This window comes from Bacillus cereus group sp. MG9, from assembly GCF_040459995.1.
GTDB lineage: Bacteria > Bacillota > Bacilli > Bacillales > Bacillaceae_G > Bacillus_A > Bacillus_A mycoides.
In genome coordinates this window covers 4312666-4337187 of sequence record NZ_JARVHC010000001.1, presented here as the reverse complement: position 1 = coordinate 4337187, position 24522 = coordinate 4312666, and the positions used below count along the sequence as shown (strand labels likewise).

Below are 24522 nucleotides of genomic sequence, written 5' to 3'. Positions count from 1 at the left end.
GCGTTTTTTCATTTTTGTAGAAAATGTATGCGTTTCATATTGACAATGATAATCCTTATCAATTAAAGTAGAATAGTAGTTAATGATTATTATTATCAATTAGAGGTGAAAGAATGAACAAATCTATTACGCTGTTCACAGCGATTTTATCTATTTTTTTCTTATTAATAGGTTGCAGTGCAAAAGAAAACGAAAAAGCATCCGCAACAAAAACAGACAAAGGAACAGACAAAATCGAAATTACCGATCTCTCAGACAGAAAGATAACATTCAATAAAGTTCCTGAAAGTTTTGCTACGTTGAGTATGGGAGACATGGATATCATTCATGCTTTAGGTGGAAAAATAGTAGGTCGTCCTGATACAAAATTAACTCTCCCAGAGGAATTAAAGAAAGCACAAGTAATCGGGAATGCACATCAACCGAACTTTGAGCAAATTGCTAGTTTAAAACCGGATGTACTTGTTGCTAACAATGGATTCCAAAAGAACATTCCAACGGTCGAAGGACAAGGAACAAAAGTAATCATTTCTTCAGCCAACTCTGTAAAAGATATTCAAAAGGGTATTGAAATGTATGGAACAGTAATGAAGAAAGAAGATAAAGCAAAAGAGCTTAACCAAAAAATTAATGATCAAATGAAGAAATATGAGAAAAAGAGTGATGTTAAAGCGTTGCTAGTTTATGGAGCACCAGGCACTTATTTAGCAGCATTACCAACATCTCTATCAGGGGATATTTTAGAAAAAACAGGCGGGAAAAATATCGCAGCTAGTTTTCCAGAAATGAAAGAGTATCCGCAATATGCACAGCTAAGTGTAGAACGTATTATTGAAGCAAATCCAGATGTGATTTATTTAATTACACATGGAGATCCCAATAGTGTGAAAAAAGCATTTGAAGGCGAAATGATGAAAAATGAAGCATGGAAAAATTTAGATGCAGTAAAACAAAATCGTGTAGTTATTTTACCACCAGATTTATTTGGATCAAATCCTGGGACAAAAGTTACAGAAGCGATGGACTTTATGTATAAAAGTATACAAGATGTAAGGAAATGATAAGTATGGAGAGTAGTGAAATAGTAAGAGAAAAGGAACATCCTTTTGCGAGAAAAAGGTGGATAATAACAGTTACTTTAGTCGTATTAACTGTTCTAGGTCTTTTTTATGGCCTTTTTGCAGGGAGCTTATCTTTTTCTTTACGAGACATTATAGAAGGTATACAAGATGAAGGTTCGACAGTTCATCGAATTGTATGGGATCTTCGTATACCGAGAGTGCTCGTTGGTTTTATAGTAGGAACGTGTTTAGCTGCATCAGGAGCATTATTGCAAGGGGTTATGAGAAATCCTCTTGCAGATCCTGGAATTATCGGAGTTTCATCAGGAGCAGGTCTTGTAGCAATTATAATCATGATTTTATTTCCTCAACATATGGCATTCTTACCACTAGGAGCGTTTTTAGGAGCTTTTATTACAGCAATGGTCATTTACGCACTATCATGGCAAAAGGGGGCGCCACCTTCACGAATTGTATTAGTAGGTGTTTCAATAAACGCCTTAATTGGTGCAGCGACTTCAGCGCTAATGTTATTACATAGCGACAAAGTACAATCAGTTTTACCGTGGTTAGCTGGTGGTATTGGTGGTGTTAGTTGGGCACATTTAAATATGATTATTTACTATGCGATATTCGCTATTATATTAGCTTTCTTCGGTATTAAACATATTCGAGTATTAATGCTTGGGGATGAAATGGCAAAATTATTAGGATATAACGTGGAAAGAAGTCGGTTTTATTTAATAGTAGTAAGTACAATGTTAGCTGGAATAGCAGTTAGTGTTTCTGGTCTTATTGGATTTGTCGGTCTTGTTGTACCGCATATGTTACGTTTATTAGTTGGAAATGACTATAAATATTTACTGCCATTATCATGCCTTGGCGGTGGGATATTACTTGTTTTTGCGGATGCGATAGCTCGAAGTTGGTTCGATCCAATCGAATTGCCTGTTGGTATTTTATTGTCCTTCTTAGGTGGTCCGTTCTTCTTATATTTAATCCATAGAGGAGGAAAACAACGTGATTTCCGTTAACAAAGTGTTTTACGCACATTCTGAAAGATTTCAAATGCAAAATATGAATGTACATATTAAAGCTGGAGAAATCGTTAGTTTAATCGGTCCGAATGGATCGGGGAAATCTACTTTGCTTCGTTTAATAGCACGGCTACTTAAACAAAGCGAAGGAGACATCATTTTAGATGGGGAAAATATTTATACGATGAAGAGTGCAGATGTAGCGAAGCAATTAGCGATGTTACCACAAATGCACGATCATCAATTAGATTTAACAGTGAAAGAACTAATAGAGTTCGGAAGAGGTCCTCATAAATCATGGAGTAGTCGCTTAAATAAAGAAGATGAAGAAATTGTTGATTGGGCATTGTCTGTTACAAAGCTTGAAGGGTATGAATATCGTCTTTTACAATCCTTATCAGGAGGAGAAAGGCAACGTGCTTGGATTGCAATGACGCTTGCACAACGCACAAATGTCTTACTATTAGATGAACCAACAACCTTTTTAGATATCGTCCATCAGTTAGAAGTAATGGAACTTGTTAAACGATTAAACGAAGAGTTTGGTATGACGATTGTAATGGTTTTACATGATATTAATCAAGCGGCTCAATATAGCGATCGTTTACTCGTATTAAAACAAGGGAAGATTCAGTATGATGGCGTACCAGAAGAAGTACTATGTCATCAAATGTTTCAGCGTGTATTTGGAATTGAAGTTGATATATTCCAAGGGAGTGACAAGCCATTTTTTACACCGAAACGAATTTGTGAAAAGGGAGAAGAGAGATGCAAACAGACGAGCGTATTACCACTGAGTTAGTAAGGGAATTTGTTATGGCAGCTCACGGAGATCTAGAAAGAGTACAGGAGCTTTTGGCCGAATCACCGAGCTTACTTCATGCTTCTTATAATTGGGGTGGCTCAGATTGGGAAAGTGCCTTAGGAGCAGCGGCCCATGTAGGCCGTAAAGATATTGCTCTTTATTTACTGGAAAAGGGAGCTCGGATGGATATTTTTGCAGCAGCTATGCTGGGTGAACTTGAAGTCGTACAAGCCATTTTAGTAGCACAACCAGAAGCATTACGTGCATCTGGCCCACATGGCATCTCTCTTCTTCAACATGCACGAATGGGTGGAGAAAAAGCTCAGCGTGTATTTGAGTACTTAACAGTGCTTTCTTAATGACCGCAAAGTTCTTATGTGCGGTAAACTTTCCACTCAAAGGATTGGAAGGTTTACCGCCCGTTAGAACGGGATAAGTATCTAGTATATTTGAAAATCCTACACCCCCTCAATTGTAGTTTTCTTTATACTAGTTATGATATGGATGCAGTAGACACTCTTTTGTCTACTGCTTTTTTTTGATATAATACACTTTTATAAGATTGAATTTTCTTTCTTTTTGGTAACTTTCCTGATATGAATTATTCAACACTTACGTAGTTTGAAATATGTTGTTATGTAATGAGGTTCAAAATGATGGGAGTGAATAAAAGAGTGTTCCATACAGATCGCTTACAATTTCGCAAATATACAATGGATGATTTACCATTTTATGCTTCTTTATGGGGGGATGAGAAGGTAATGCGCTATATTGGAAATGGAACGTTAAAAACATTTATGCAATGTAAAAAAAGTTTGGAGGAGAGGGTACTTCCAAATTATAAAAATGGTCTCGGTTTATTTGTAATGATTGAAAAGGAAACTGGGATAAGAATTGGTCATGCAGGACTTGTCAAGCAGAAGGTAGATGGAAAAGAGGAAATTGAGATTGGCTATTGGCTACTTCCTAAGTATTGGGGGAAAGGGTATGCGAAAGAGGCTGCGGCGGCATTTCGAGACTATGGTTTTCAAGCATTACAAATGAATAAATTAATTTCACTTATTAATCCGAACCACCCAGCTTCAATATTTGTTGCTAGAAAAACAGGGCTTAGTTATGAGAAAACAACTTCATTTCATGAGATGGATGTTCTCGTTTATTCCATTAAGCGGGTTGGATGAAAAAAGGTGAATTGCATTTTTTGGAGAATGGTATATAAAAAATAAAGGGAGGGATTACATGTATATTTATCATAATGGACTAATTATTCGTGAAGGAACGAATGGAGTGCCAGCATATGCGATTAAGACATTATTTGAAGATGCTGGCTGGAGTAATGATAATATCCCTTCTTGGCAAATTGAAAAGTTTACGATTGCATTTGAAAATTCAACATGGGCTTTCACAATTTGGGATGAAGAAGAAATGGTCGCGATGGTTAGAGTTATTTCTGATCAAATCATGGTTGCTAACATAGTAAATTTAGTTGTGAAGTGTGAGTATAGGGGGAAAGGGTTAGGTAAGAAACTTGTAGCTCTTTGTTTACAAAAGCTTCCGCATGGCGATTGGTTTGCGCATACGTCCGCTAACAATTTTGATTTTTATAGAAGTTGTGATTTTGAAGTAAGAGAGTTATCAAGAAATGGAACATGTGCGTACTATGGGTATCAAGTGGCAAAAAAGGAAGGGCATCGATAACTTATAAGGTAATAAAGAAAAAGGATTGCTATTTTAATAATATAAACTGAACTGAGACTCATTTTGTGGTAAAATAAAAGAAAATTCAGTTTATTAAACGGGGGATAAAAATGAATGTAAAAGTTGGGGATATATTTAAATACGAAAGAAGATTTACCGAGGAAGAAGTTTTTGAATTTGCAAATATTACAGGCGATAAAGGTAGACATCATATGGAATATGATGAGAATGGACGATTAATGGTCCATGGTTTATTGACTGCTAGCATTGGGACGAAAGTAGGCGAAGAGTTACATTACATAGCGAGGGAATTAGTAAGTGAGTTTATTAGACCAGTTTTTACAGGGGATACGGTTACTTGTGAATTAACTTTAACAAATATTGAGCAAATGGAAGGATATAAAAAAGTTTCAATTGAGTCAGTTTATCGCAATCAACATGAAAAGACCGTACTAGTTGGGACGAGTTATGGAATTATAAGGGAATAAAAAAGAAGCCTGTTACGAAACAGGCTTCTTTTTTATCGTTTAGTAAACACGTTTTCGATTTTCCGCATGACTAGAGATAAGTAATAATGCAGATTCTTCACCTATATTGCGAACAATATGAGGAACGCATGCATTCCAAGAGAAAGAATCACCTTCTTCTACAATCGCAATATCTTCTCCATGTTGAACTTCTAGTTTTCCGCGTAATACAAGATGACACTCTTCACCTTCATGAGCATTTGGTGAGTTTTCTTTCGGGAATCCGGCAGAAATTTCTACTAGAGATAGGCGGAGACCACCTTGCTCCGCAACATGTTCAATTCTTTGTTCATCTTTTCCATACACACTGTATTTACGCTCTTCTTTTTTTACAATTTTCAAACGATCTTTTTGTTCTAACAATAAATATGGAAGGGGAACATTTAAAAAATTAGCGATCATTTCTAAAGTTGAGATAGATGGTGATGTTTTATTGTTTTCAACCTGACTCATAAAGCCTTTAGAAAGACCTGTTCCTTCACAAATTTGGGCAATCGTAATTCCTCTACGTTGACGAATTTCACGAATCGCAGAACCGATATTCATAAAATCATGCTCCTTTTTGTAAACAACTATTTGTATCATAGCAAAAAAAAAATATTTTTTCTCATGAAAAATGAATTGACGAATAAAAATAATTAGTGTATGTTTTGTAATGTAAATAAAAGTTTTGTATAACAAAACTATAAAGGAGAGAAAGAAATGAATCAACATATTGGTAACTTAATTATTCGTATCGTGTTAGGGGTAACGTTCTTTATGCACGGTTTAACAAAATTCCAATCAGGAATTGACAATATTGCAGGGTGGTTTACAAGCATTGGTTTACCAGGAGGACTTGCATACGGTGTAGCAACAGTTGAATTAGTTGGAGGTCTATTGTTAATTCTAGGTTTAGGCGTAAGGTATATTGGCTTATTATTTGCACTTGTTATGGTTGGAGCGATTGTGAAAGTAAAATGGTCAGCTGGTTTGTTAGGAGACGGGAAAAATCCTGGATTTGAGTTAGAACTTGCATTATTAGCGATGGGTGCTTACTTATTTGTTGCGAAAGCTAATGGTTTTGTAGATAATTTCTTAAAAGAGAAAATGTTAAAGAAGAATTAATTAAAATGGGGGTATAACAAAATGGGCTTTCCACTTCATCCCGAAACAACACTTGGGGTTGTTCATTTATATGTATCAAATTTAAAGAAATCGCTAGAGTTTTATACAGAAGTATTAAGTATGAAAGTGCTAAAAGAAGAGGAAACAGTCGTTACATTTGGGAATGAAAATGAAGAACCACTCCTTATTATTGAAGAGAAGAAAGAAGCTTTACCAAAGCAAAGAGGGAGAACAGGGTTATATCATTACGCGATTTTATTACCAAACAGACAGGACTTAGCGAACATTCTTCGTCATCTTGTAGAGATGGTATATCCACTGCACGGCGGAGCCGACCATTACTTTAGTGAAGCTCTTTATTTAGCTGATCCAGATGGAAACGGGATTGAAATTTATCATGATCGCCAAAAAGAAGTTTGGCATGATGAAAATGGAGAGCTACCATTTGTTAGTAACCCGTTAGACGGCGAAGGATTATTACAGCAAGGAAGTACATGGAGTGGATTTCCAGCTGGTACTGTGATGGGGCATATTCATGTCCATGTAGCTGATTTGAAGGAAGCGAAACGTTTCTATGTTGATGGTCTTGGCTTTGATGTAACGATCCCAGCTCGTAATGGAGCACTGTTTGTGTCAGCAGGCGGTTATCATCACCATATCGGTTTAAATACATGGCAAGGTGAAGGTATACCATCACAAATGCCAAATTCCGTTGGCTTAAAGTATTTCACAATTATACTAGCAGATGAAAAACAAAAAGAGCAAGTGTGTGAAAGCTTAAAATATATTGGCGTAGTGGCTACGTATAAAGATGGAATATTACAGGCCAAGGATCCGTTTGGACATTGTATACATTTTAAAGTAAAAGGAGAAGCCTAAATAAAGGCTTCTCTTTTTTTTACTTTCTTATAATAGCTTTTTCATTTTGTAAAAATAGTTCATCAAATTGCTTTGCAAGGTCAAAATCTAGTTTCGTTAAACCTTTTGCATTCCAAGATGACAAAGTAATAATGACTGCTTTATACTGGATAAGGATAAATGGGTGGTGATTATGTTCTTCTGATAGTTTGGCGGCTTCAGAGACAAATTCGACTCCTTTTAAGTAGTCGGAAAACATATATTTTCTTTCAATCCATTTTTCATCTTTCACTGTCCATTTATCCAGCTTTGCTAACTCCTCTTGTACTTCTTCATTAGTTAATCGTAGCATCATTTTTCACATCCTTTACCTGCAGTAACGCAAGACCATTGTTAATAAGACGTGTTACAGATTCTTCAGTTGTGAAAGTAGAAAGTTGTTGTAATAATGCTGCTGATGCTTCGTGACCTTTGTTATGTTCTAAAAGCAATTCTAAAATTTCAAGACGAAGCAACCATTCTTTCGGATGAAATTTATTTAATACTTCTTGAATAGCTATTAATTGATCAGTATGAGTATCGTGTAAAATACTATCGTTACGTATATCTCGAACTGTTTGATACATACGTTCAAGCTTATTCAGTACAAGTGGATCAGGCGTTTCTTGTACTTCTTCATTCATCGGGAAAAATGCAGCCGCATCTGCCGCTCCTGGGAATACAGAAGTGATTTGTGAGCCGACAGCCATATCAAATGCTCCCCATGAAGGATCAAATAATAAGCGATCTTTATGAGTAACTGCACAATTTATAAAGGAGATAAGAGCAATTTTTTTATCATTCTTTACAATGTCTGTTACTGTTCCTTTTACATGAATGCCACTTGCAAAAGTAAACTCTGCACTGCTTCCAATTGTAATGCCTAATGATTGTAATTGTTCTTCTGTACAATTTTCTAATGCAATATCTCCATCTAGTAATCCGATTGGTGTCCCGAATCCATCGCTGTGCACAGATGTAGAATGATTTGCTAGTTGTTTATTATGAATTGCTAATGCAGTTGGTGAGCTTGTTCGTGTGTAAATAACTTCACCAGTATCATTTTTAATTGTCTCTGTAAATGTACCCGTAATTTGTAATCCACTACTTAGCTCAGTTGTAGCATGATTTTCGGAGCGGATTGCTTTTTCTAATCCTTCTGTTCCACCTGTTTTAAATGCCATCGTTGTAGAGAACTGCTCAAGGGCCTCAGTCAATTCTTCAAATGATTCACAAACAAATAGCTGTGGTTGCATTTTTGTTACATCATAAGTTGTCCCGGTGCAAGCTTCAATTGAGAATGGGACTTTCTTTACAGCGTTTGTTAAGCAATGCTTACTTTCACCGACAGAGGAAAGGAGACCAGCACCGTAAATTTTCGGATCATTTATATTGCCGATTAAGCCGTATTCCACTGTCCACCAGAATAAACGTGAAATTTGTTCTGCTTCTGATAAACCAGAAACTAAGTTTTGTTTTTCGATTACAGCATTTTCAGCAACTGCAACTTCTTCAGGTGTAGAAGTAGGGCTTTCTTTTACGATCGTTAATGTACGAACGGCTTCAAAAGCATCATGTTCTTCTTTTGTGGAGAAAGCTTTCGCTCCAATTTGTCCAAAGCGTTTCACATATTTTGCATATGTAGAATCAAGCAAAATCGGTGCGTGGCCTGCAGCTTCATGAACGATATCAGGAGCGGGTGTATACTCGATATTTTCTACTTTACGAATATCTGTTGCGATTGGTAGTAATCCATGCCCCTGAAAATCGAAGAATGCGACGCCGGGAATAAGTCCGTCAATCGTTACGGCACCCCAGCCGCTTGGTGCTAAACAGTCATTCATTTCTTCTACTTTTGGAATTGCATCTATATTAATACCAGATGATTGTAGTCCGTTAACATAGGATGGATGAGCAACATCTTTTAAGAAGCTATGGTTTTGTCTCATAATGTAACGCCAAACAGCGTGATTCACCGGTGTGTATTGATCATAATGCTGTGTGGATACGAATGGTTTTAAATGTGATGGAATTTCTTTTTTCTTTGTCATTTAGACGTCCTCCTTTTTCTCTATAAAAATGAATACCAGTTTTGTATAGCTTGTACCACCTCCTTTCATAATTGTAAGCGCTTATAAAATTTTATCATAACATTCGAAATTCTTTAACAACTGTTTGCGTGAGAAATAGAAAAATCCCCTATCGGAAAATCCGATAGGGGCGAAAAAATCGCGGTACCACCCTATTTGTAAGTGAAAATATACTTACATCTCAACTAATGATAACGGAAAAATCCCGTCTTTTCCTTCATGCATAAAAGCACTACGAAAAAGAAGCTCCAGAATTGTAATTCGTACTTATATATGTGCTAATTCCCACCGACCATTAGCTCTCTGAAACAGGGATACAAAATACTACTGCGATTCTTTCAACGCGTATATATGAAGTTATTTAAAAGGGAAGGACGCAAAAAAGCCCCTATCGGAAAATCCGATAGGGACGATAAAAATCGCGGTACCACCCTATTTGTAAACAATTAATTGTTTACCACTTACTTTAAGATAACGGAAAGATCCGTCTTTCTCTTCATGCATAAAAAGCATTACGGGAAAGAAGCTCCAGAATTGTAATTCACGCTTGTATATGTACTGATTCGCACCAACCATCAGTTCTCTGAGACAGGGATATAAGTCGCTACTAGTATTCCTTCAAAGCCGATATATAATTCGTTCAACTAAACTATGTTTTGTATTATAAAACTATATTTAAAAGTTTGTCAACAATAATTTTATTATTTCACTTCTAAATCGACGTTTAAATTAGATTTATTTCCAGCTGCATCGGTTGCTACAATATGAATTGTATTCTTTCCTTGTTGTAATTGACTACGATCGAAATAAATTTCATAGTTTTTCTCCCAAGGATTTAGGTATGCACTTTCCCATGCTCCATTTCCGTTAATTTCATACTGTATCGTTACGGGATGTCCTGGAGCAACCCATCCGGATTCTGCCATCCAATCCAAAAGTATATCATCTACTTTACCTCTAATTACGAGGTTTTCTTGATCTACTTCAGACGATAATTTCGGTGCAGTACGATCGACAAACACAGCTCCTGTCTGTTTCGTTTCTCCACCAGAGTTAGAAGCAACAGCTTCGATTTGGTATAAGCCATCAGGTAGAGGAGATCCGTCAGTTTTCGTACCATTCCATTTGAAAGATTTATAACCAGGTGTTTCGTTTTTACCTTGATGTATCATGCCTTGATATGTTACACGGTCTTTCGTAATTAAATTAGCGTGAAATGTTACATCCTCCACTGGTGTAACTAAATAGTAATTGATCAGGTTGTCATCTAGTATTCCATCATTATTTGGACTAAAAGTAGAATTAACGATTTCAAGACCATCAATACGTTTGTATTCTTTCGGATCAATGCTAAACGTAAATGGAATACGCATTTCTTCAGTCTTACCTTGCTCTTTCACATATAGATTTACTGTATATACACCTTGTGGTAAGGAGCTATCTACAGTAATAGTAAAAGGCTTTTCAATGTTACTATTAGGTTTCACACTAATAGAAGAAGAGAAAGAAGTCTGGACTTTTGTTTTTGTATCTAGTAATTCAATGCGAGTTGAAAAGTTTTTCTTTTTGTTAGAAAGATTTTGTAACGTAATATTTTGTGTTAACTTCACTTTGCCGCTATTAGGTTTAATAAGACCGAAACTTACATTGTTAGGTTTCACTAATGCATCTGTTTGGGCTGCTTTTGGAATGTTAATTAAACCAGATCCTTGTGCCATGACAGGATATGCATTTTCATTGACATCCTTTAATGTTTTTGCAGTGTTGGCAAGAGCTGCTTTCAATTGTTCTGTCGTCCAATCAGGGTGCATTTGACGCAGCAGGGCAACGGCTCCCGCTACTTGTGGCGCAGCCATACTTGTTCCGTCGTGAGATTCATAGCCACCTCTCGGCACTGTACTAGTAATTTTCACTCCAGGTGCAACTATATCAGGTTTTATAAGCCAACTACCTTGTGATGGTCCTCTTGAACTAAAGTTACCAATAAGTTCTGTTTGCTTTGGTTGTCCAATTTTTATATTTTTCTTTCGTTTTGTAATTAAAGTTTTTAACTCTTCGCCATTTGTATTTGATAGTTGCATAACTGGAAGAGCTACATCTTCACGTGCAAAATATTCGGGCATAAGATTAATTTCTTTTTCGTTAGAAATTAGTAGCACGCCAAGAGCGCCAGCTTGTTTCGCTTGTTCTGCTTTTACTAATGTGCTCGAAGTTCCTTGTAAAACAAGGGCGAACTTACCTTTTACATCTTGTTTAGCGTAATCGCTTGAATTACCGTAGCCAACATATACAAGCTGAGCATCGTTTCCTACTTGGAAGTCTGCTTTTGATAACGGTAATCCTTGGTAAGATTTATTGGAACCAGCTACTTGGAATGTTGGAAATGGAATAGAAACTGTAGATGCTCCAACAGAGATGACACTACTTGCGTTACCAGGAGCGTCAACAGACCAAGGTTTTGGTCCATCATTTCCATTTGAGACGACCGCAGTAACACCAAGTTTTGCTGCGCGTTCTAACGTCATTGTTACAGGTTGATCAGGTACATTCAAATCTTGACCAAGAGATAGATTTAAAACATCGGCACCATCTTGAATAGCGCGCTCAATACCTTGAATAATATCTTCGGTCGTACCAGTACCACCATCATTCATGACACGGTAAGCAAGTATAGAAGCATTCGGAGCAATCCCCTTTATTTTTCCGTTACCAGCAATAATTCCTGCAACATGGGTACCGTGAACGTTTCCATCCATCGGATCATTATCCTCATCGACTGTATCATAGCCACCGATATAATTTGCTTGTAAATCAGGATGGGTATAGTCGACACCTGAATCGATAATAGCGACTTTCATCCCTTTTCCATCAAGGGATTTGCCAGTCGGATCTTTTAAATTCCAAGCTTCAGGTGCACCAACTGTAGGGCCTCCAACGTTTGGTGTTTCTTGATCTGCTAGGCTTTTTGACGTTTCATGTAATTTATATGTTAAGTTCGGATAAATTGCTTTTACTTCAGGTAAAGAAGCTAGAGCGGCAATTTGATCCCCTGGGATAGAAATAGAAAATCCAGAAAATAACGTACTATACGTTTCTTTTATGGTTGCTTTCGGTGCTTTTTCTTTTATTTTCTTTGTTGTATCCTCTTGTGCTTTTTTTAGTTGTGCATGGTATGATTGCACATTGCTATTTTGTAGGTCCGGAGCATGTTGAATGTTACTTTGTGAAGCGAGTGGAGCATGTTGCAATTCTACAATAACTGAAATTTCTTTTGATGTTTTTGTTTCAACATTTTGCGCGATTTTGTTTTCTCCCCATTGTTCAATATTTGCTTTTAACTGTGGGCTAAATTGCTTCTCTTTTTGCAGTGATTCAGCATGGGCGCTTAATGCTCCAAAGCTCGAAAAGACGAGCGCCATACTTAATAGTGTTGATGTAGTTTTCTTCATTGAAACTCCCCCTGATAAAAAGTGCCAATTTTCCGAAAATAAATATTACATTTTTATCGTTAATTATAGGAACGGATGTTGGCTAAACTATACATTCGACATAATTCATACCAAACCTCTTTGAATTGAAAATTTCTTGGGAAATTTTTTGGAATTATGTCGAATGGATAATATTTGCATATAGTAAGCGGAATATGAGGAATGCTAAAGGGGGAAATGGGGGTGCTATATGAAAAGGTTTATAGTAAGTGGAATCGTGATTTTGTTCCTTTTTTTCTGTTCAAGTTCTATTACTAGCGCAGAAAACAATGGAGTAAAAGTTGCCTTTATTCGTAATCATAATCTATGGATTAAAGTCGGTGAAAAAGAAAAACAAATTACAAAAGGAGAGTACATAACAGGGCCGAAATGGTCACACAATGGAGAATGGCTTGCATATGCAAAAGGAAAGAAGCGAAATCACTTTGAACTGTATCGGCTGAAAGATGGAAAGAAAGTTACGCCATCTCAATCAGAAGCATCGAATTATCAATGGTCACCAACAGAGAATATAATTGCATTTGTATTTGCACGCACATTAAATACATTTGATGCTGAAAAAAAGAAAGCAGATTTTGAAAACGTAGCTAATGGTGTAGGTGACTATGCATGGTATCCTGATGGTAAGAAGTTTCTTGTATCATCAGAAGCGTACTTGCTTCCAACAGGATGGACAGGTGCTCAGTTATATGAAATACAAAAGGATGCAAATATGAATCCTCATAAGATGAAACATTTATATGCACTACCGAATGAGCATGATGACTTTTTAGCATTAGTTGGAAGTGGATTTAAGTGGTCGCCAGATCAAAAATGGATTTCGTTTTTGGCAGTACCAACAGCTTCTTTGTCAGCTGATGGTAATACCCTTTGCTTAATTCGAGCAGAGGGCAGTCGTTTTGAAACAGTAGATCAAATGTTATTAAACACACAATGGTTCAAATGGGCGCCATCAAAGAATATATTAGCCTATATTGAAGGAAGCGGGAGAGTGGCTTTAGAGAATAAGCATTTAAAAATAAAAGAATTGCCGGCTCTCCAGCAAAATACATTTACTCCAAAAGGCTATGTTGATTGGGATTTCACATGGAAGAACGATAATGTAATTATCGTTTCAAGGGCAAAGGAAGCAGAGCTATCGGTCCCTCTAGAAAAAAGACCACTACCATCTTTATATGAAATAAATAGTACAACAGATGAACAACATCAAATTACAAAGCCATCAAATAGCCAAGGCGATTATAACCCTATTTTTAGTAAGAAAAGCAACCAATTAATGTGGCTCCGTTCAAATCGTAAGAAAGCTGATGTATGGCTTGCTCATAGCGATGAAAAACATGAAAAGAAGTGGATTGAAAATATAGATGTGCCAGAGTGGTATTATGAGAAATGGAATTGGGAAGATGTCGTTTCGGTTAAAGACGAGTAAAAAAAACCTGCCTAAAATATAATTTTTAGGCAGGTTTTTCAATGTTATTTATGTGTTTTATTTGGCTTTTTTTTCGCAGGGTTTCCGTTCCCTTGGCGCTTTCTATTTTGTTCATCTTTTGCTTGTTTTTCATGTAATGTATCTAAAAAGTCATTTGAGTTACTCATTTTTATATCTCTCCTTTTTTCATTGCGTCCTAGTTACTATAACCATTTAGGAGGATAATCATGAGATAAAAGTTAAGCACTTAGTTTTCTTCGGTAGTATACGTAAAATATGCCATATGTAATGAATAACATAAGTAAAACTTGTAACTCTACATTTTCTTTTAAAATAGTTGCGACAGAAGATGGTAAGTAAGGTGATGTAGCGCTCGTTCCTAAACCTAACCATTTGTTTAAGAGGTTCATGATACAAAATATGAAAACACCAGACCAGCTTGCGATAATTGCTTTTTGTTTAATTTTTGTTTCACGCTCATCATCTGTAATCCAAGGATTAGCAGTTTTATCACTATTAAAAAAGCCATTTATGTATCCCCATATGATCATTCCCATAAAGACGATAATCCATTTCATATTTGTAATCCTCCTCTTATTGTAAAAAGTATTTTACATATATAATTGTAATATTTTTCAAACGTTGGTGTCAAACACTTTTTACATTCTGCTTTTTAAAATAGCAGGAGTAAAGAAAAAAATAGGGAAGAAATATGTGAGACTATTTGATAGTGAGAGGAAGAGGAGAATGAAACTTATTTTTGTTCGGCATGGTGAAGGTGAACATACGAAAGATTTACCATTAAGTTTACAAGCAGTGAATCCGCCATTGACAGGCGTGGGAAAGAAGCAGGCTAAATTGCTTCAGTGCGATGTACCATTACAAGAAAAGGATATATTAATCGCTAGTCCTACACTTCGAACTTTACAAACTGCGACAATATGGAGTGCGGAAGTTGCTTGTCAAAAAATTGTTCACCCATATATATCCTCGCGTATTTTTCCTTATCGGGAATCCGCCAAAACATTACCGTGCGATCAATTGTTAGATCGAAAGATAATACAAAAATTATTTCCACATTTTTCATTAGAAGAAAGTAGAAATGAATTGTTATGGAATGAGGGAGTCAATATCATCTCGGAGATGGAATTTCAGCAAATAGTAGATGAATTTCTGCACTGGTGCTATCAGTTAAAAGCAGAAAAAATTTGTATCGTTGCACACGATGGAACAATTACAGCGTATAGGCAATATTTACAGAAAGTCGCTTTAACTAGAGCTGATTTTTTGAAAGAAACGGATATATATGAAATGGACTTATAGGAGAGGAAATTTGTAATGGAAGAGTTAGGAGAAGATGTATACGACTTAAATGAGCCGAGAGTATACTTTAGCGTAGCGGAAATTAAATAATATGCAAAATTGCATATTGCACATATTGTAAATGGTTGGTATAAGTTTGGGGAGTTGAAACTAGTAGAATCGATTTTACATAATGGTGCAAAATCGCATGTTAGATCGATAGATTATGTAGATGGAAATGTAGTACTTATGTTTACAATACGCTGTATTTTACAGGCTTATTAACCATGACAAAATGTTAGAAGAAGTTGTTCGAGAAGCGAGATTAACCGATGAGGAGACATGTGCATTTCGAGTATATAAACAATATGAAACGGATTTATTCTATATTCGAATGAATGCGTTTCACATTTAACTCACAGTTTTTTTACATTTTTTTCAATGAAAATGATTATCACCTGTGGTATGATATGTTCAAGTTTTTACAGGTAATAAAAGTTACTATATAAACGTTAGTATTTAATGTTTTTTATGTATGTCACAAATTATTCACGATTAACATTTTAAAAGTAAGTAACTAATGTTATTATATTATCTGTAACTGACTTAATTACAACTTTAGGAGGAAGATATGATTATTCAATTTTTAAGAGAAAACAAAGCAGTTTCTTTTGTTTTAGCGATAATTCGAGTGTATCTTGGTTACACATGGGTAATGGCTGGAATCGGTAAACTACAAGGAAAAGGCTTCGATGCAACTGGTTATTTACAAGGTGCAATTGAAAAATCTAAAGGAGCACAACCAGCTGTTCAATCTTGGTGGGCATCATTCTTACAAGATTTTGCAATTCCAAACGTTGATTTATTTAATACACTTGTGACGTGGGGAGAAATTTTAGTCGGAATTGGTTTAATTGTAGGCTGTTTAACAAAAACAGCGGTCTTTTTCGGTCTTGTAATGAACTTTTCCTATATGTTTAGTGGGTCAATTGGTGTAAACCCTGAAATGGTTATCTTATCCATGTTCGTTCTTGTTTCTGGTATGAATGCTGGAAAACTTGGAATTGATGGCTTAGTTATTCCAAAAGTACTAGGATCAAAAATTCAAAAACGCCAAAAGCAAGCTGCTTAATATATGAAAACGGGTATCTCAAAATGAGATACCCGTTTATTTTTCAGCACTTATAGCATTTTTCTCGAAGAAATCTTTTACATACCCTACAAATTCTTGTGGCTCTTGACGAAATGGAGCATGATAACCTTTTTCAATAATATGGAAAGTGCTATTTTTTAAGAATTGATGATAAGTTTCTCCTTCTTTCCAAGAAACGCTACTATCATTTCTTCCCCATATAATTAAAGTTGGTTGCTTAATTTCAGTTGCATTGATTTGAAGACGCCTAGGCCATAATTTCATTTTATTATAATGCTCTTCATCATTACGCTTGAATTTAACTTTGCTCTCATCATAATCTGCAATAGAAGAAACGGCACTTAAATCAGTCGACAACTTTGGTTTTGGTGAACCTTGTTTATTAACGAACGTATGAGGGCCGCCTGTAGCATCAGTTAAAATAAGGTGGGTAACCGCTTCGGGGTATAAATATGTTAAATTAAGAGAAATTTCTCCGCCCATAGAATGTCCCAGTATTGCGAATGAGTCATACCCTAATTTTTTCATTAACTTATAATACAAATTTGCATGAGTTGGGAAAGAATAATAAAAATCCATCGGTTTAGAGGAACGTCCGAATCCTAAAGCATCAACAGAAATAATCGTATGATCTTTTGCTAAATCTGAGTAAACCTTTTGAAAACCATTGGATGATCCTCCAAATCCATGGATCATAAGTAAAGGTGGTTTTTCATCACCAATCTTTTTAAAGTAAATCGTTTGACCATCTATCTCTACCATTTTTTCCTCGGTAGTTAGTTTCGCTGTAATTGTATTTTTAAATTGTTTTACTTGTTCTACTGGCTTTTCTGCTGCACTACATCCTACTAATAGTGTAAGAGTAAGACAACCTACCATAAAATAGCTAAATCGCTTCAATTAGGTGTCCCCTTTCTAACATAACGCTGCATCTATCATAGCAAATAGTATATTACGATTTCCAGGAAGTTGATTACCGTTCTTTATCATAAGAGGTGAAAGGAGCGTTTCCTGGAAATTTTCTGTTTGAAGAAATTGACGGAAAATGAATTGTGAGTGCGGAACATCAATGCGTATTGTCCCATTCCACGAGTTGCAAATTATTTCTAATAACTGAATAGCGTCTTTTTCTTTTTTTGAAATAAGCGGAGTGATACATAGTACATTTCCTTTTTGTATGCATAAAGCAAAAGCATCTATTTGATTATCCGGCTCTATTTTAAAGGAGTAAGTAGCTCTCGATAGTAGTGATAAATAAAGCTTAGAACGATCTGCACCAGTCGCAGTTTGATCAAGAAAAATGAGAGATTGAAGATCGGCTTGCTGAATTTGTTTTATGGGAAAAGAATTTGTACTTATATGAGCCGCTTGTTTTTCGAAACGATGAATTGTTGTTATTGATTGAAATCCATAAGATTCATATAAGGATTCACCAGCTTTTGTTGCAATGAGCGTAATAGGGAGCGATGGATAAGTTACTTTTAAGCTATTGTTTAACAAAATACGGCCAATTCCTTTTCTTTGAAAATCAGGATGCACGATTAACATACCGATAGAAGAAAATCCATGGGCAAACGAAAAGACCCCGCCCGCTGCAACAAGTTTATTCTCATGTACATAGCCAAAAATTGTGCCAATGGAAAGGTACATATGGAATTGCTCTTTCATAAAACTCTCATGCTGTAACCACCCAACTGATTCGCAAAGAGAGAGTAAATCTGGAATGGAAGATTCGTCTAGTTTTACTGTTTTCATAAAGTTCACCATATTTCTATTTAAATTAGAAAAAATAAGAATAATATTAAGAAATGTAAAATAATAGGTTCGTATTAAAAGAAATCCAACATGTTTATATTTATCTTTGTAAAGGGGAGTATGCTTGATATGAAAAGACAAACTTATACAAATTATAACTTAAATTTACATAAGTTAACAAAAAATTTACATATAACTCATTTTCTCTTAACAGTCTTCTATTAAATTTGATAGTGGGAAATGAATAACCTAATTAGGGGGACAAGACAGTGAAAAAGTTTGTAAAAAAAGCATGGCCATTTGCAGTTGTGGCGTCGTTAGCAGTTACTTCGGTAGCAACATGGAATTTTACGCGTTCTAGTGAGGTTAATGCAGATGAGAACGGAAACAATGCAAAAATTAAAAATGTCATTGTATTAATTGGGGACGGTATGGGGCCTTCATATATGACAGCTCATCGTTATATGAAAGATAATCCAAAAACATTTGAGATGGAATCTACAGAATTTGATAAGCATCTTGTAGGAACACAAAAAACATATCCAGAAGATGAACATGAAAATATTACAGACTCTGCATCGGCAGCTACTGCGATGTCAGCAGGTATAAAAACATATAACGCAGCTATTGCAGTAGATAATGATAAAGCTGAAGTGAAAACAGTATTGGAGCAAGCGAAAGAAAAAGGGAAGTCAACGGGACTCGTTGCAACTTCTGAAATTACGCATGCAACACCAGCTGCATTCGGTGCACATGATATTAGTCGTAAAAATATGGACGCAATTGCAAATGATTACTTTGATGAAAAAATTAAAGGTAAGCATAAAATAGATGTTATGCTTGGCGGGGGCGTAAAGAACTTTGTTAGAAAAGACCGCAATCTTACAGAAGAATTTAAGAAGTCTGGTTATAGTTATGTAACAGATCGTAATCAATTATTAAATGATAAAAGCGATCAAGTTCTTGGCTTATTTGCACCAGGTGGTTTAGACAAAATGATTGACCGTACTGACAAAACACCTTCATTAGAAGAGATGACAAATGCAGCGATTGAGCGCTTGAACAAAAATAAAGACGGTTTCTTCTTAATGGTCGAAGGTAGTCAAATTGATTGGGCTGGACATGATAATGATATTGTCGGTGCAATGAGTGAAATGGAAGACTTCGAAAAAGCGTTTAAAGCAGCAATTGAGTTTGCGAAAAAAGATAAGAACACATTAGTTGTTGCAACAGCAGATCATGCTACTGGCGGATTATCTTTAGGTGCGAATGGTGAGTATAATTTTAAAGTAGATCCGATTAAAGCTGCGAAACGTACGCCAGACTTTATGGCAAGTGAGATTGTAAAAGGTGCAAATGTAGAAGAAACATTGAAAAAGTATATTGATCTACAATTAACACCAGAAGAAATTAAAGCTGTAAATGATATAGCTCCATCAAAAGATGTAACAAAGATTGATAATGCAATTGAAGATATCTTCAATAAGCGTTCGGTTACAGGTTGGACAACGGGTGGACATACAGGTGAAGATGTGAACGTATATGCATTCGGACCAGGTAAATACTTATTCTCTGGCGTTCAAGAGAATACAAATATAGCTAAACGTGTCTTTGACATCGTTGGCGGTGGCGATCCGAATAAAGGAAGACGCTAATTATAAATGAAAGTGAGGCGAAATGCCTCACTTTTCTTTTTAGGAGATGGAAAGATGAGATTTTTTTTAGGGAAATTAAGATTCCTTCTAGTATTCGTATTATTGCTAGTTGGATGTCAATCTCAAGAGAATAATATAGAACAAAAATCTGCTGGGAAAACTGAGGAAAAGGTACATATAACGAAAGAAGAAGAGAAATCCATTCAAGATGTTATTGAGGCATTTGTACGGACGACGAATGAAAAAAATCTTGCTGAACATATGGAGTTATTTTCAAAGAAGATGCCTAGTGCTGAAGACTTAAAAACACAAAAGGAAGCGGCATTTCAAAAGGGAAATAAGAAAATAGAGTTAGAACATATGAATATGAAAGCTCTTAAAGGTGGGCTTGTTATTGTTGAAACGGAGGAAAAAGAAGTAGATGGAGAGGTTACTCTTCAGAAGAAAATGCAGTACGCACTTGGAAAAGAAGAAGAAGGGTGGAAGATTGAAGAGGTTCGTACGATAGAGAAGAAATAAAGTGAAACTTTAATCAGTGGGAGTCTTACTGCACGCAAATAGCGGGATAAAAAGGTTCTCATAGGAGAGAACCTTTTAAAGTGGTAATAAAATTTGATTTGAACATGCTTCAATGTCATCAATATCTTGACGGATTGTTGCCATCTTATTATCGAGGTCTTCAGCTTTCATAGCAGCGTCATGTAGTTCATCTTTCAAATAGTCAGGTATATTTCCTTCATATTTGTAGTAAAGCTTATGTTCTAAACTTGCCCAAAAGTCCATGGCAAGTGTACGTAATTGAATTTCTGCAAAGACATCTTTCGTACCAGAATTTAGTGACAATGGATATTTAATAATCATATGCAAACTTTTATAGCCATTTCCTTTTGGATTAGCAATATAATCTTTTACTTCTACAATTTCCATATCTCCACGATTTTCAATAACTTCTTTTAAATGATAAATATCTTCTACAAAGCAACATGTAATACGGATGCCAATAATATCTTGTAATTGTGTTTGAGCATTTTCAACTGTTGGTGATAAGTTTTTACGCTCAAGCTTCCTGATGATACTTTCGGGTTGTTTAAGTCTTGTTTTTATATGTTCAAACGGGTTGTAGTCTTCTAAAAATTGAGCTTCCCGGTTCATAATTTCAAATTTAGTTTTTAACTCTTCTAAAGCAAATGTATAAGGTAATACAAAAGCTTTCCAGTAGTTAACGGTTGATTGGTTATATTCCATTTATATACACACCTTTTCTTATTTACAAGTGAAGTTGTTATTATACTAAACACCAAATCATGTAGGCGCAAGCAGCAAATGATGAGATCATAAAGCGATATTTAGTTTTCATCTTTTCAACCCCTTTCAAATAAAATTATATATGAATAAACGTCATTGTTAGTAATTTCACTATGTACAATTCTTATAGTAATAGATTCATGTGAAATTCGTATGAACTAATTGTTTCAGCTTTTTGTCTTTTTGTTAATGATTTTTGGTTTTGTTTGTTGTAATTACCTTAAATTGTAATAAGGGAGAGGGTATGATGAATCCAAAAGATAAAAAAAGAAAAGAGCAAGTGGCTCATATTATTGAAATTCCAGATGAATATAGGCTTGTTGTAGATGATCAAGAAGGAGTGGATGATCCGTATCATCTATTATGGTGGGGGCATAAAGAGGATGAGGAGAAAAAGATACAAATTACATTAAATAGACATACGGGTAATTTATTTGAATTCAGGATAGATGATGAAAATTATTTTTCGAGTGATAAAGAAGTGATAGAGGAGAATAAGGCAAGAGAGATTGCAAATGTATTTATAAAAAAATATGTGGAAGAAGAATTAGAATTTTATACATATGTGTCAATTAAGGATGACTGGCGTGGTTGGAAAGAAATAAATTATATGCAAGAAGTGAATGGATATCCATTGCCGGATACAGGATGTGTTGTGCGAGTTCATCCTTCAGGTAATGTTGTGAATTTCCGTTATAACGGAGGGGAAAGTATACAGGGAAAACCGTTATGGCCAATTGAAATTGTTGATGAGAGCACGGTTTTAGATAACCTCAAGGCTAGACAAGATATAAGACTTGTATTTGCTGATTTAACATACTCCTCATGTGAATATGAAAGTGGAGAAGAAGTAAAAGGGTACCATCTTGTGTATGAGCCAGAACCTAGTCATGCGTTTATTGATGCAAGTACAAGTAAAGATTTGTTTGGCCCAGATCATTATAAATTGCCTCCAACTGTAGCTGTTGAAAAACCGAAAAAAGGTGGTCAACAAGGTGATATATTTGATTTATTTGACTGGAATAAAGATAGCTTTACAAAAGTAGCTGAGACGGAAAATGAAGATGAAATAAGGATGGAATTTGTGCTGAAAGAGGAATTGCAAAAACAGAAAGAGGAAAAGAATCCATATTTAATGAATGAATTCTTTAAAAAGCATTTACCGATGTTAAAATATAATAATTTAGTTGGCATTATGATTGATAAATCAACCAATGAATTAATTGGTTTTATAAAACTGGCAGACGATAAAGAAGTAAAACAAATACTGTCTAGAGAGGAATGTTTAGAAAAAGCACTTCAATTTTTAGAACGAGTTATTCCAGATACCACACAATATCTTCGTCTTTGGGAAGAACGTGAAGAAGCAGAAGATGGGATTGAAAGATTTACCTTTTCCGTATATGTGAATGGAATTCCAATAGACTATATGCAATTTATGATCAACATCAATACAGAAAATGGTGCTGTGATGCACTACTCAGGAGAATCTAGCAACTTTATAAAAGAATTACTTGCATATGAAACAACACCAAAAGTAACAAAAGAAAAAGCGTTAGAAATATATAAAGAGGTAATTCGAGTAAAATTAGAATGGTGTATAGATCATGATGCAGAGGAAATGAAATATAAACTGCTGTATAAACAAACGACGAGTGAAAATCATAAAGAGCCCTTCGATTGTAGTCGAGAAATTCGTTATATTGATGCCCACACTGGGGAAAAGATTTGGAGTAAATAAGTCTTTAAATAGGGAAAAAAGTCTTCGAGAGAAGACCTTTTTTAGAAAGAACGATTATTCTTCGCATGTATCAATTTTGTATAACCACTTCTGTACACTGGCAGGTGGTCCTTCTGTTCTCCACTTTGTTGTACACATTCCGCAAGAACAGTGAACTTTTCCTTTTGCAAAAATACCGACAATTTCAGGAGTATATCCCCATGCGTGTTTTGCAATATTCATCTTTCGGTGCATTGTACGCTGACGTTGGTGTCTTGTATAAGCGCGTGTTCTTTCAAATTTCATATTTGTAATCCCTCCTTGTAGTACAAGCAGCTTGCAAGAGCGTACAAGGAGTTCATCTCTTACAAGCTACTCTGGTACAAGAAGGTAATAAAATGTTTCACATTTTACCCTCCTATCTTTTGTTTAAGTATACGTAACGAAGTTTTGTGCGACAAATATCATGCTTAAAAACATGTTGGAATGATATCGTACAGACACAAACAACCTCATGCCCACATACACATAGTAAAGACCACTATTTTGGCGGAGGTGAAAGGTTTGAGTCTATTCGCCGCAATTGGATATATGGTTCGAGAAGTGTTTGTATTTGTTTCTTATGTGAAGAACAATGCGTTCCCGCAGCCGTTATCATCAGATGATGAGAGAAAGTACTTAGAGTTAATGGAGCAAGGTGATGCTCAAGCGAGAAATCTTTTAATTGAACATAATTTACGGCTTGTAGCTCATATTGTTAAGAAATTCGAAAACACTGGTGAAGATGCAGAAGATTTAATTTCAATTGGTACCATTGGGCTTATTAAAGCGATTGAAAGCTATTCAGCAGGGAAAGGAACTAAGCTTGCAACATATGCAGCACGCTGTATCGAAAATGAAATTTTGATGCATTTACGTGTGCTGAAGAAAACGAAAAAAGACGTTTCACTTCATGATCCGATTGGGCAAGATAAAGAGGGTAATGAAATATCACTTATTGATATATTAAAATCAGAATCTGAAGATGTAATTGATATGATTCAGCTTAGTATGGAGTTAGAAAAAATTAAAGAGTATATCGATATTTTGGACGAACGAGAGAAAGAAGTAATTGTGAAGCGTTTTGGACTTGGGCTTGATAAAGAGAAAACACAGAGGGAGATTGCGAAGGCACTCGGTATTTCAAGAAGCTACGTATCGCGAATTGAAAAGCGTGCTTTAATGAAAATGTTCCATGAATTTGTGCGGGCTGAGAAAGAGAAAAAAGCAAAAGAATAATGTGTATTGTAAGCAGCTACACTTTAAAAGTGGCTGCTTTTCTTTCGGGAAAACGGAAAGAAAACGAGCTGTTCTAAGAAGAAATACATGTTCACTGTTGAAAATGGCGGGTTCTATCTGTAATATTAGAAGGTGCTAAACAATTTAAGAATAAAAATTATACTTAGTTTTTCTTCGTGTATAACGAGACGGCTCCATTCTATATGTGGGAATAA

26 protein-coding genes, 1 pseudogene and 2 other annotated features are annotated in these 24522 nt (G+C 35.5%); of the genes and pseudogenes, 17 read left to right on the top strand and 10 right to left on the bottom strand.

Features of this window, described 5'->3' with window-relative positions; all coding sequences use genetic code 11:
- Nucleotides 1–113 precede the first annotated feature (113 nt).
- The 7 genes from QCI77_RS22325 to QCI77_RS22295 all read left to right on the top strand — a co-directional run bounded on the left by QCI77_RS22325 (nt 114) and on the right by QCI77_RS22295 (nt 5089).
- Nucleotides 114–1061: an ABC transporter substrate-binding protein gene (locus QCI77_RS22325; RefSeq protein WP_002015260.1), complete on the top strand. Its 948-nt coding sequence runs from the start codon at nt 114–116 to the stop codon at nt 1059–1061.
- A 5-nt stretch (nt 1062–1066) separates the two neighbouring features.
- Complete coding sequence (locus QCI77_RS22320; protein WP_002015259.1) at nt 1067–2095, top strand: FecCD family ABC transporter permease; 1029 nt, start codon at nt 1067–1069, stop codon at nt 2093–2095.
- Nucleotides 2082–2900 carry an ABC transporter ATP-binding protein gene (locus QCI77_RS22315; protein WP_002129193.1) on the top strand — a complete coding sequence of 273 codons (819 nt, stop codon included), beginning with the start codon at nt 2082–2084 and terminating at the stop codon, nt 2898–2900. Before QCI77_RS22320 ends, QCI77_RS22315 begins: the two co-directional genes overlap by 14 nt.
- Nucleotides 2867–3262 (top strand): ankyrin repeat domain-containing protein, encoded by a 396-nt coding sequence (locus tag QCI77_RS22310; protein ID WP_002129192.1) that lies wholly within the window; start codon nt 2867–2869, stop codon nt 3260–3262. Before QCI77_RS22315 ends, QCI77_RS22310 begins: the two co-directional genes overlap by 34 nt.
- A gap of 294 nt (nt 3263–3556) precedes the next feature.
- Nucleotides 3557–4084 (top strand): GNAT family N-acetyltransferase, encoded by a 528-nt coding sequence (locus QCI77_RS22305; RefSeq protein WP_002015253.1) that lies wholly within the window; start codon nt 3557–3559, stop codon nt 4082–4084.
- A 58-nt stretch (nt 4085–4142) separates the two neighbouring features.
- Complete coding sequence (locus QCI77_RS22300; RefSeq protein WP_002015252.1) at nt 4143–4601, top strand: GNAT family N-acetyltransferase; 459 nt, start codon at nt 4143–4145, stop codon at nt 4599–4601.
- A gap of 110 nt (nt 4602–4711) precedes the next feature.
- The gene (locus tag QCI77_RS22295) at nt 4712–5089 is read left to right on the top strand and encodes a hotdog family protein (RefSeq protein WP_002015250.1); all 378 of its coding nucleotides are present in this window, start codon (nt 4712–4714) and stop codon (nt 5087–5089) included.
- A gap of 39 nt (nt 5090–5128) precedes the next feature.
- Here the strand turns inward: QCI77_RS22295 and QCI77_RS22290 are convergent, their stop codons facing one another.
- Entirely contained in the window at nt 5129–5674 is a 546-nt protein-coding gene (locus tag QCI77_RS22290; protein WP_002015249.1) for a helix-turn-helix domain-containing protein, read from the bottom strand.
- Nucleotides 5675–5830: 156 nt separating this feature from the next.
- Between QCI77_RS22290 and QCI77_RS22285 the strand changes: the two genes are divergently transcribed.
- Both QCI77_RS22285 and QCI77_RS22280 read left to right on the top strand, forming a co-directional pair.
- A complete protein-coding gene (locus QCI77_RS22285) occupies nt 5831–6235 on the top strand; it encodes a DoxX family protein (protein WP_002015248.1) in 405 nt (134 codons plus the stop codon).
- Between the two features lie 21 nt (nt 6236–6256).
- Nucleotides 6257–7114 carry a VOC family protein gene (locus QCI77_RS22280; protein ID WP_353825490.1) on the top strand — a complete coding sequence of 286 codons (858 nt, stop codon included), beginning with the start codon at nt 6257–6259 and terminating at the stop codon, nt 7112–7114.
- Nucleotides 7115–7133: 19 nt separating this feature from the next.
- On the opposite strand, the gene QCI77_RS22275 is transcribed toward QCI77_RS22280, so the two are convergent.
- The 3 genes from QCI77_RS22275 to QCI77_RS22265 all read right to left on the bottom strand — a co-directional run bounded on the left by QCI77_RS22275 (nt 7134) and on the right by QCI77_RS22265 (nt 12671).
- Nucleotides 7134–7448 (bottom strand): 4a-hydroxytetrahydrobiopterin dehydratase, encoded by a 315-nt coding sequence (locus QCI77_RS22275; RefSeq protein WP_353825489.1) that lies wholly within the window; start codon nt 7446–7448, stop codon nt 7134–7136.
- Nucleotides 7429–9183 (bottom strand): aromatic amino acid hydroxylase, encoded by a 1755-nt coding sequence (locus QCI77_RS22270; RefSeq protein ID WP_002167645.1) that lies wholly within the window; start codon nt 9181–9183, stop codon nt 7429–7431. Before QCI77_RS22270 ends, QCI77_RS22275 begins: the two co-directional genes overlap by 20 nt.
- Before the next feature lie 162 nt (nt 9184–9345).
- Nucleotides 9346–9573, bottom strand: a binding site (T-box leader).
- Between the two features lie 51 nt (nt 9574–9624).
- Nucleotides 9625–9853, bottom strand: a binding site (T-box leader).
- Nucleotides 9854–9923: 70 nt separating this feature from the next.
- On the bottom strand, nt 9924–12671 hold the full coding sequence (locus QCI77_RS22265) for a S8 family peptidase (RefSeq protein ID WP_353825488.1): 2748 nt from the start codon (nt 12669–12671) through the stop codon (nt 9924–9926).
- A gap of 229 nt (nt 12672–12900) precedes the next feature.
- Between QCI77_RS22265 and QCI77_RS22260 the strand changes: the two genes are divergently transcribed.
- Entirely contained in the window at nt 12901–14139 is a 1239-nt protein-coding gene (locus tag QCI77_RS22260; protein ID WP_353825487.1) for a TolB family protein, read from the top strand.
- Between the two features lie 44 nt (nt 14140–14183).
- On the opposite strand, the gene QCI77_RS22255 is transcribed toward QCI77_RS22260, so the two are convergent.
- Entirely contained in the window at nt 14184–14306 is a 123-nt protein-coding gene (locus QCI77_RS22255) for a DUF4023 domain-containing protein (protein WP_000071861.1), read from the bottom strand.
- 72 nt (nt 14307–14378) lie between these two features.
- On the bottom strand, nt 14379–14717 hold the full coding sequence (locus QCI77_RS22250) for a phosphoglycerate mutase (protein WP_113769196.1): 339 nt from the start codon (nt 14715–14717) through the stop codon (nt 14379–14381).
- Between the two features lie 169 nt (nt 14718–14886).
- Between QCI77_RS22250 and QCI77_RS22245 the strand changes: the two genes are divergently transcribed.
- The 3 genes and pseudogenes from QCI77_RS22245 to QCI77_RS22235 all read left to right on the top strand — a co-directional run bounded on the left by QCI77_RS22245 (nt 14887) and on the right by QCI77_RS22235 (nt 16573).
- Complete coding sequence (locus tag QCI77_RS22245; protein WP_353825486.1) at nt 14887–15462, top strand: histidine phosphatase family protein; 576 nt, start codon at nt 14887–14889, stop codon at nt 15460–15462.
- Nucleotides 15463–15856, top strand: a pseudogene (locus QCI77_RS22240) (hypothetical protein); the annotation flags it as partial.
- Between the two features lie 216 nt (nt 15857–16072).
- The gene (locus QCI77_RS22235; RefSeq protein WP_002015237.1) at nt 16073–16573 is read left to right on the top strand and encodes a DoxX family protein; all 501 of its coding nucleotides are present in this window, start codon (nt 16073–16075) and stop codon (nt 16571–16573) included.
- Nucleotides 16574–16609: 36 nt separating this feature from the next.
- On the opposite strand, the gene QCI77_RS22230 is transcribed toward QCI77_RS22235, so the two are convergent.
- Nucleotides 16610–17494, bottom strand: coding sequence for an alpha/beta fold hydrolase (locus tag QCI77_RS22230; protein WP_353825485.1), 885 nt, complete (start codon nt 17492–17494; stop codon nt 16610–16612).
- 15 nt (nt 17495–17509) lie between these two features.
- Entirely contained in the window at nt 17510–18349 is an 840-nt protein-coding gene (locus QCI77_RS22225; protein ID WP_353825484.1) for a GNAT family N-acetyltransferase, read from the bottom strand.
- A gap of 269 nt (nt 18350–18618) precedes the next feature.
- Between QCI77_RS22225 and QCI77_RS22220 the strand changes: the two genes are divergently transcribed.
- Nucleotides 18619–20004 carry an alkaline phosphatase gene (locus tag QCI77_RS22220; RefSeq protein ID WP_002143184.1) on the top strand — a complete coding sequence of 462 codons (1386 nt, stop codon included), beginning with the start codon at nt 18619–18621 and terminating at the stop codon, nt 20002–20004.
- A 54-nt stretch (nt 20005–20058) separates the two neighbouring features.
- Nucleotides 20059–20523 (top strand): hypothetical protein, encoded by a 465-nt coding sequence (locus QCI77_RS22215; RefSeq protein WP_353825483.1) that lies wholly within the window; start codon nt 20059–20061, stop codon nt 20521–20523.
- A 75-nt stretch (nt 20524–20598) separates the two neighbouring features.
- On the opposite strand, the gene QCI77_RS22210 is transcribed toward QCI77_RS22215, so the two are convergent.
- Entirely contained in the window at nt 20599–21249 is a 651-nt protein-coding gene (locus QCI77_RS22210; RefSeq protein ID WP_002015229.1) for a GTP pyrophosphokinase, read from the bottom strand.
- Nucleotides 21250–21553: 304 nt separating this feature from the next.
- On the opposite strand from QCI77_RS22210, the gene QCI77_RS22205 reads away from it, so the two are divergent.
- A complete protein-coding gene (locus QCI77_RS22205; RefSeq protein ID WP_353825482.1) occupies nt 21554–23050 on the top strand; it encodes a YcdB/YcdC domain-containing protein in 1497 nt (498 codons plus the stop codon).
- A 54-nt stretch (nt 23051–23104) separates the two neighbouring features.
- On the opposite strand, the gene QCI77_RS22200 is transcribed toward QCI77_RS22205, so the two are convergent.
- Nucleotides 23105–23335 carry a hypothetical protein gene (locus QCI77_RS22200; RefSeq protein WP_002138398.1) on the bottom strand — a complete coding sequence of 77 codons (231 nt, stop codon included), beginning with the start codon at nt 23333–23335 and terminating at the stop codon, nt 23105–23107.
- A gap of 258 nt (nt 23336–23593) precedes the next feature.
- Here QCI77_RS22200 and sigK point away from each other — a divergent pair, with 258 nt between their 5' ends.
- On the top strand, nt 23594–24307 hold the full coding sequence (sigK, locus tag QCI77_RS22195) for an RNA polymerase sporulation sigma factor SigK (RefSeq protein WP_000051382.1): 714 nt from the start codon (nt 23594–23596) through the stop codon (nt 24305–24307).
- Nucleotides 24308–24522: the final 215 nt, after the last annotated feature.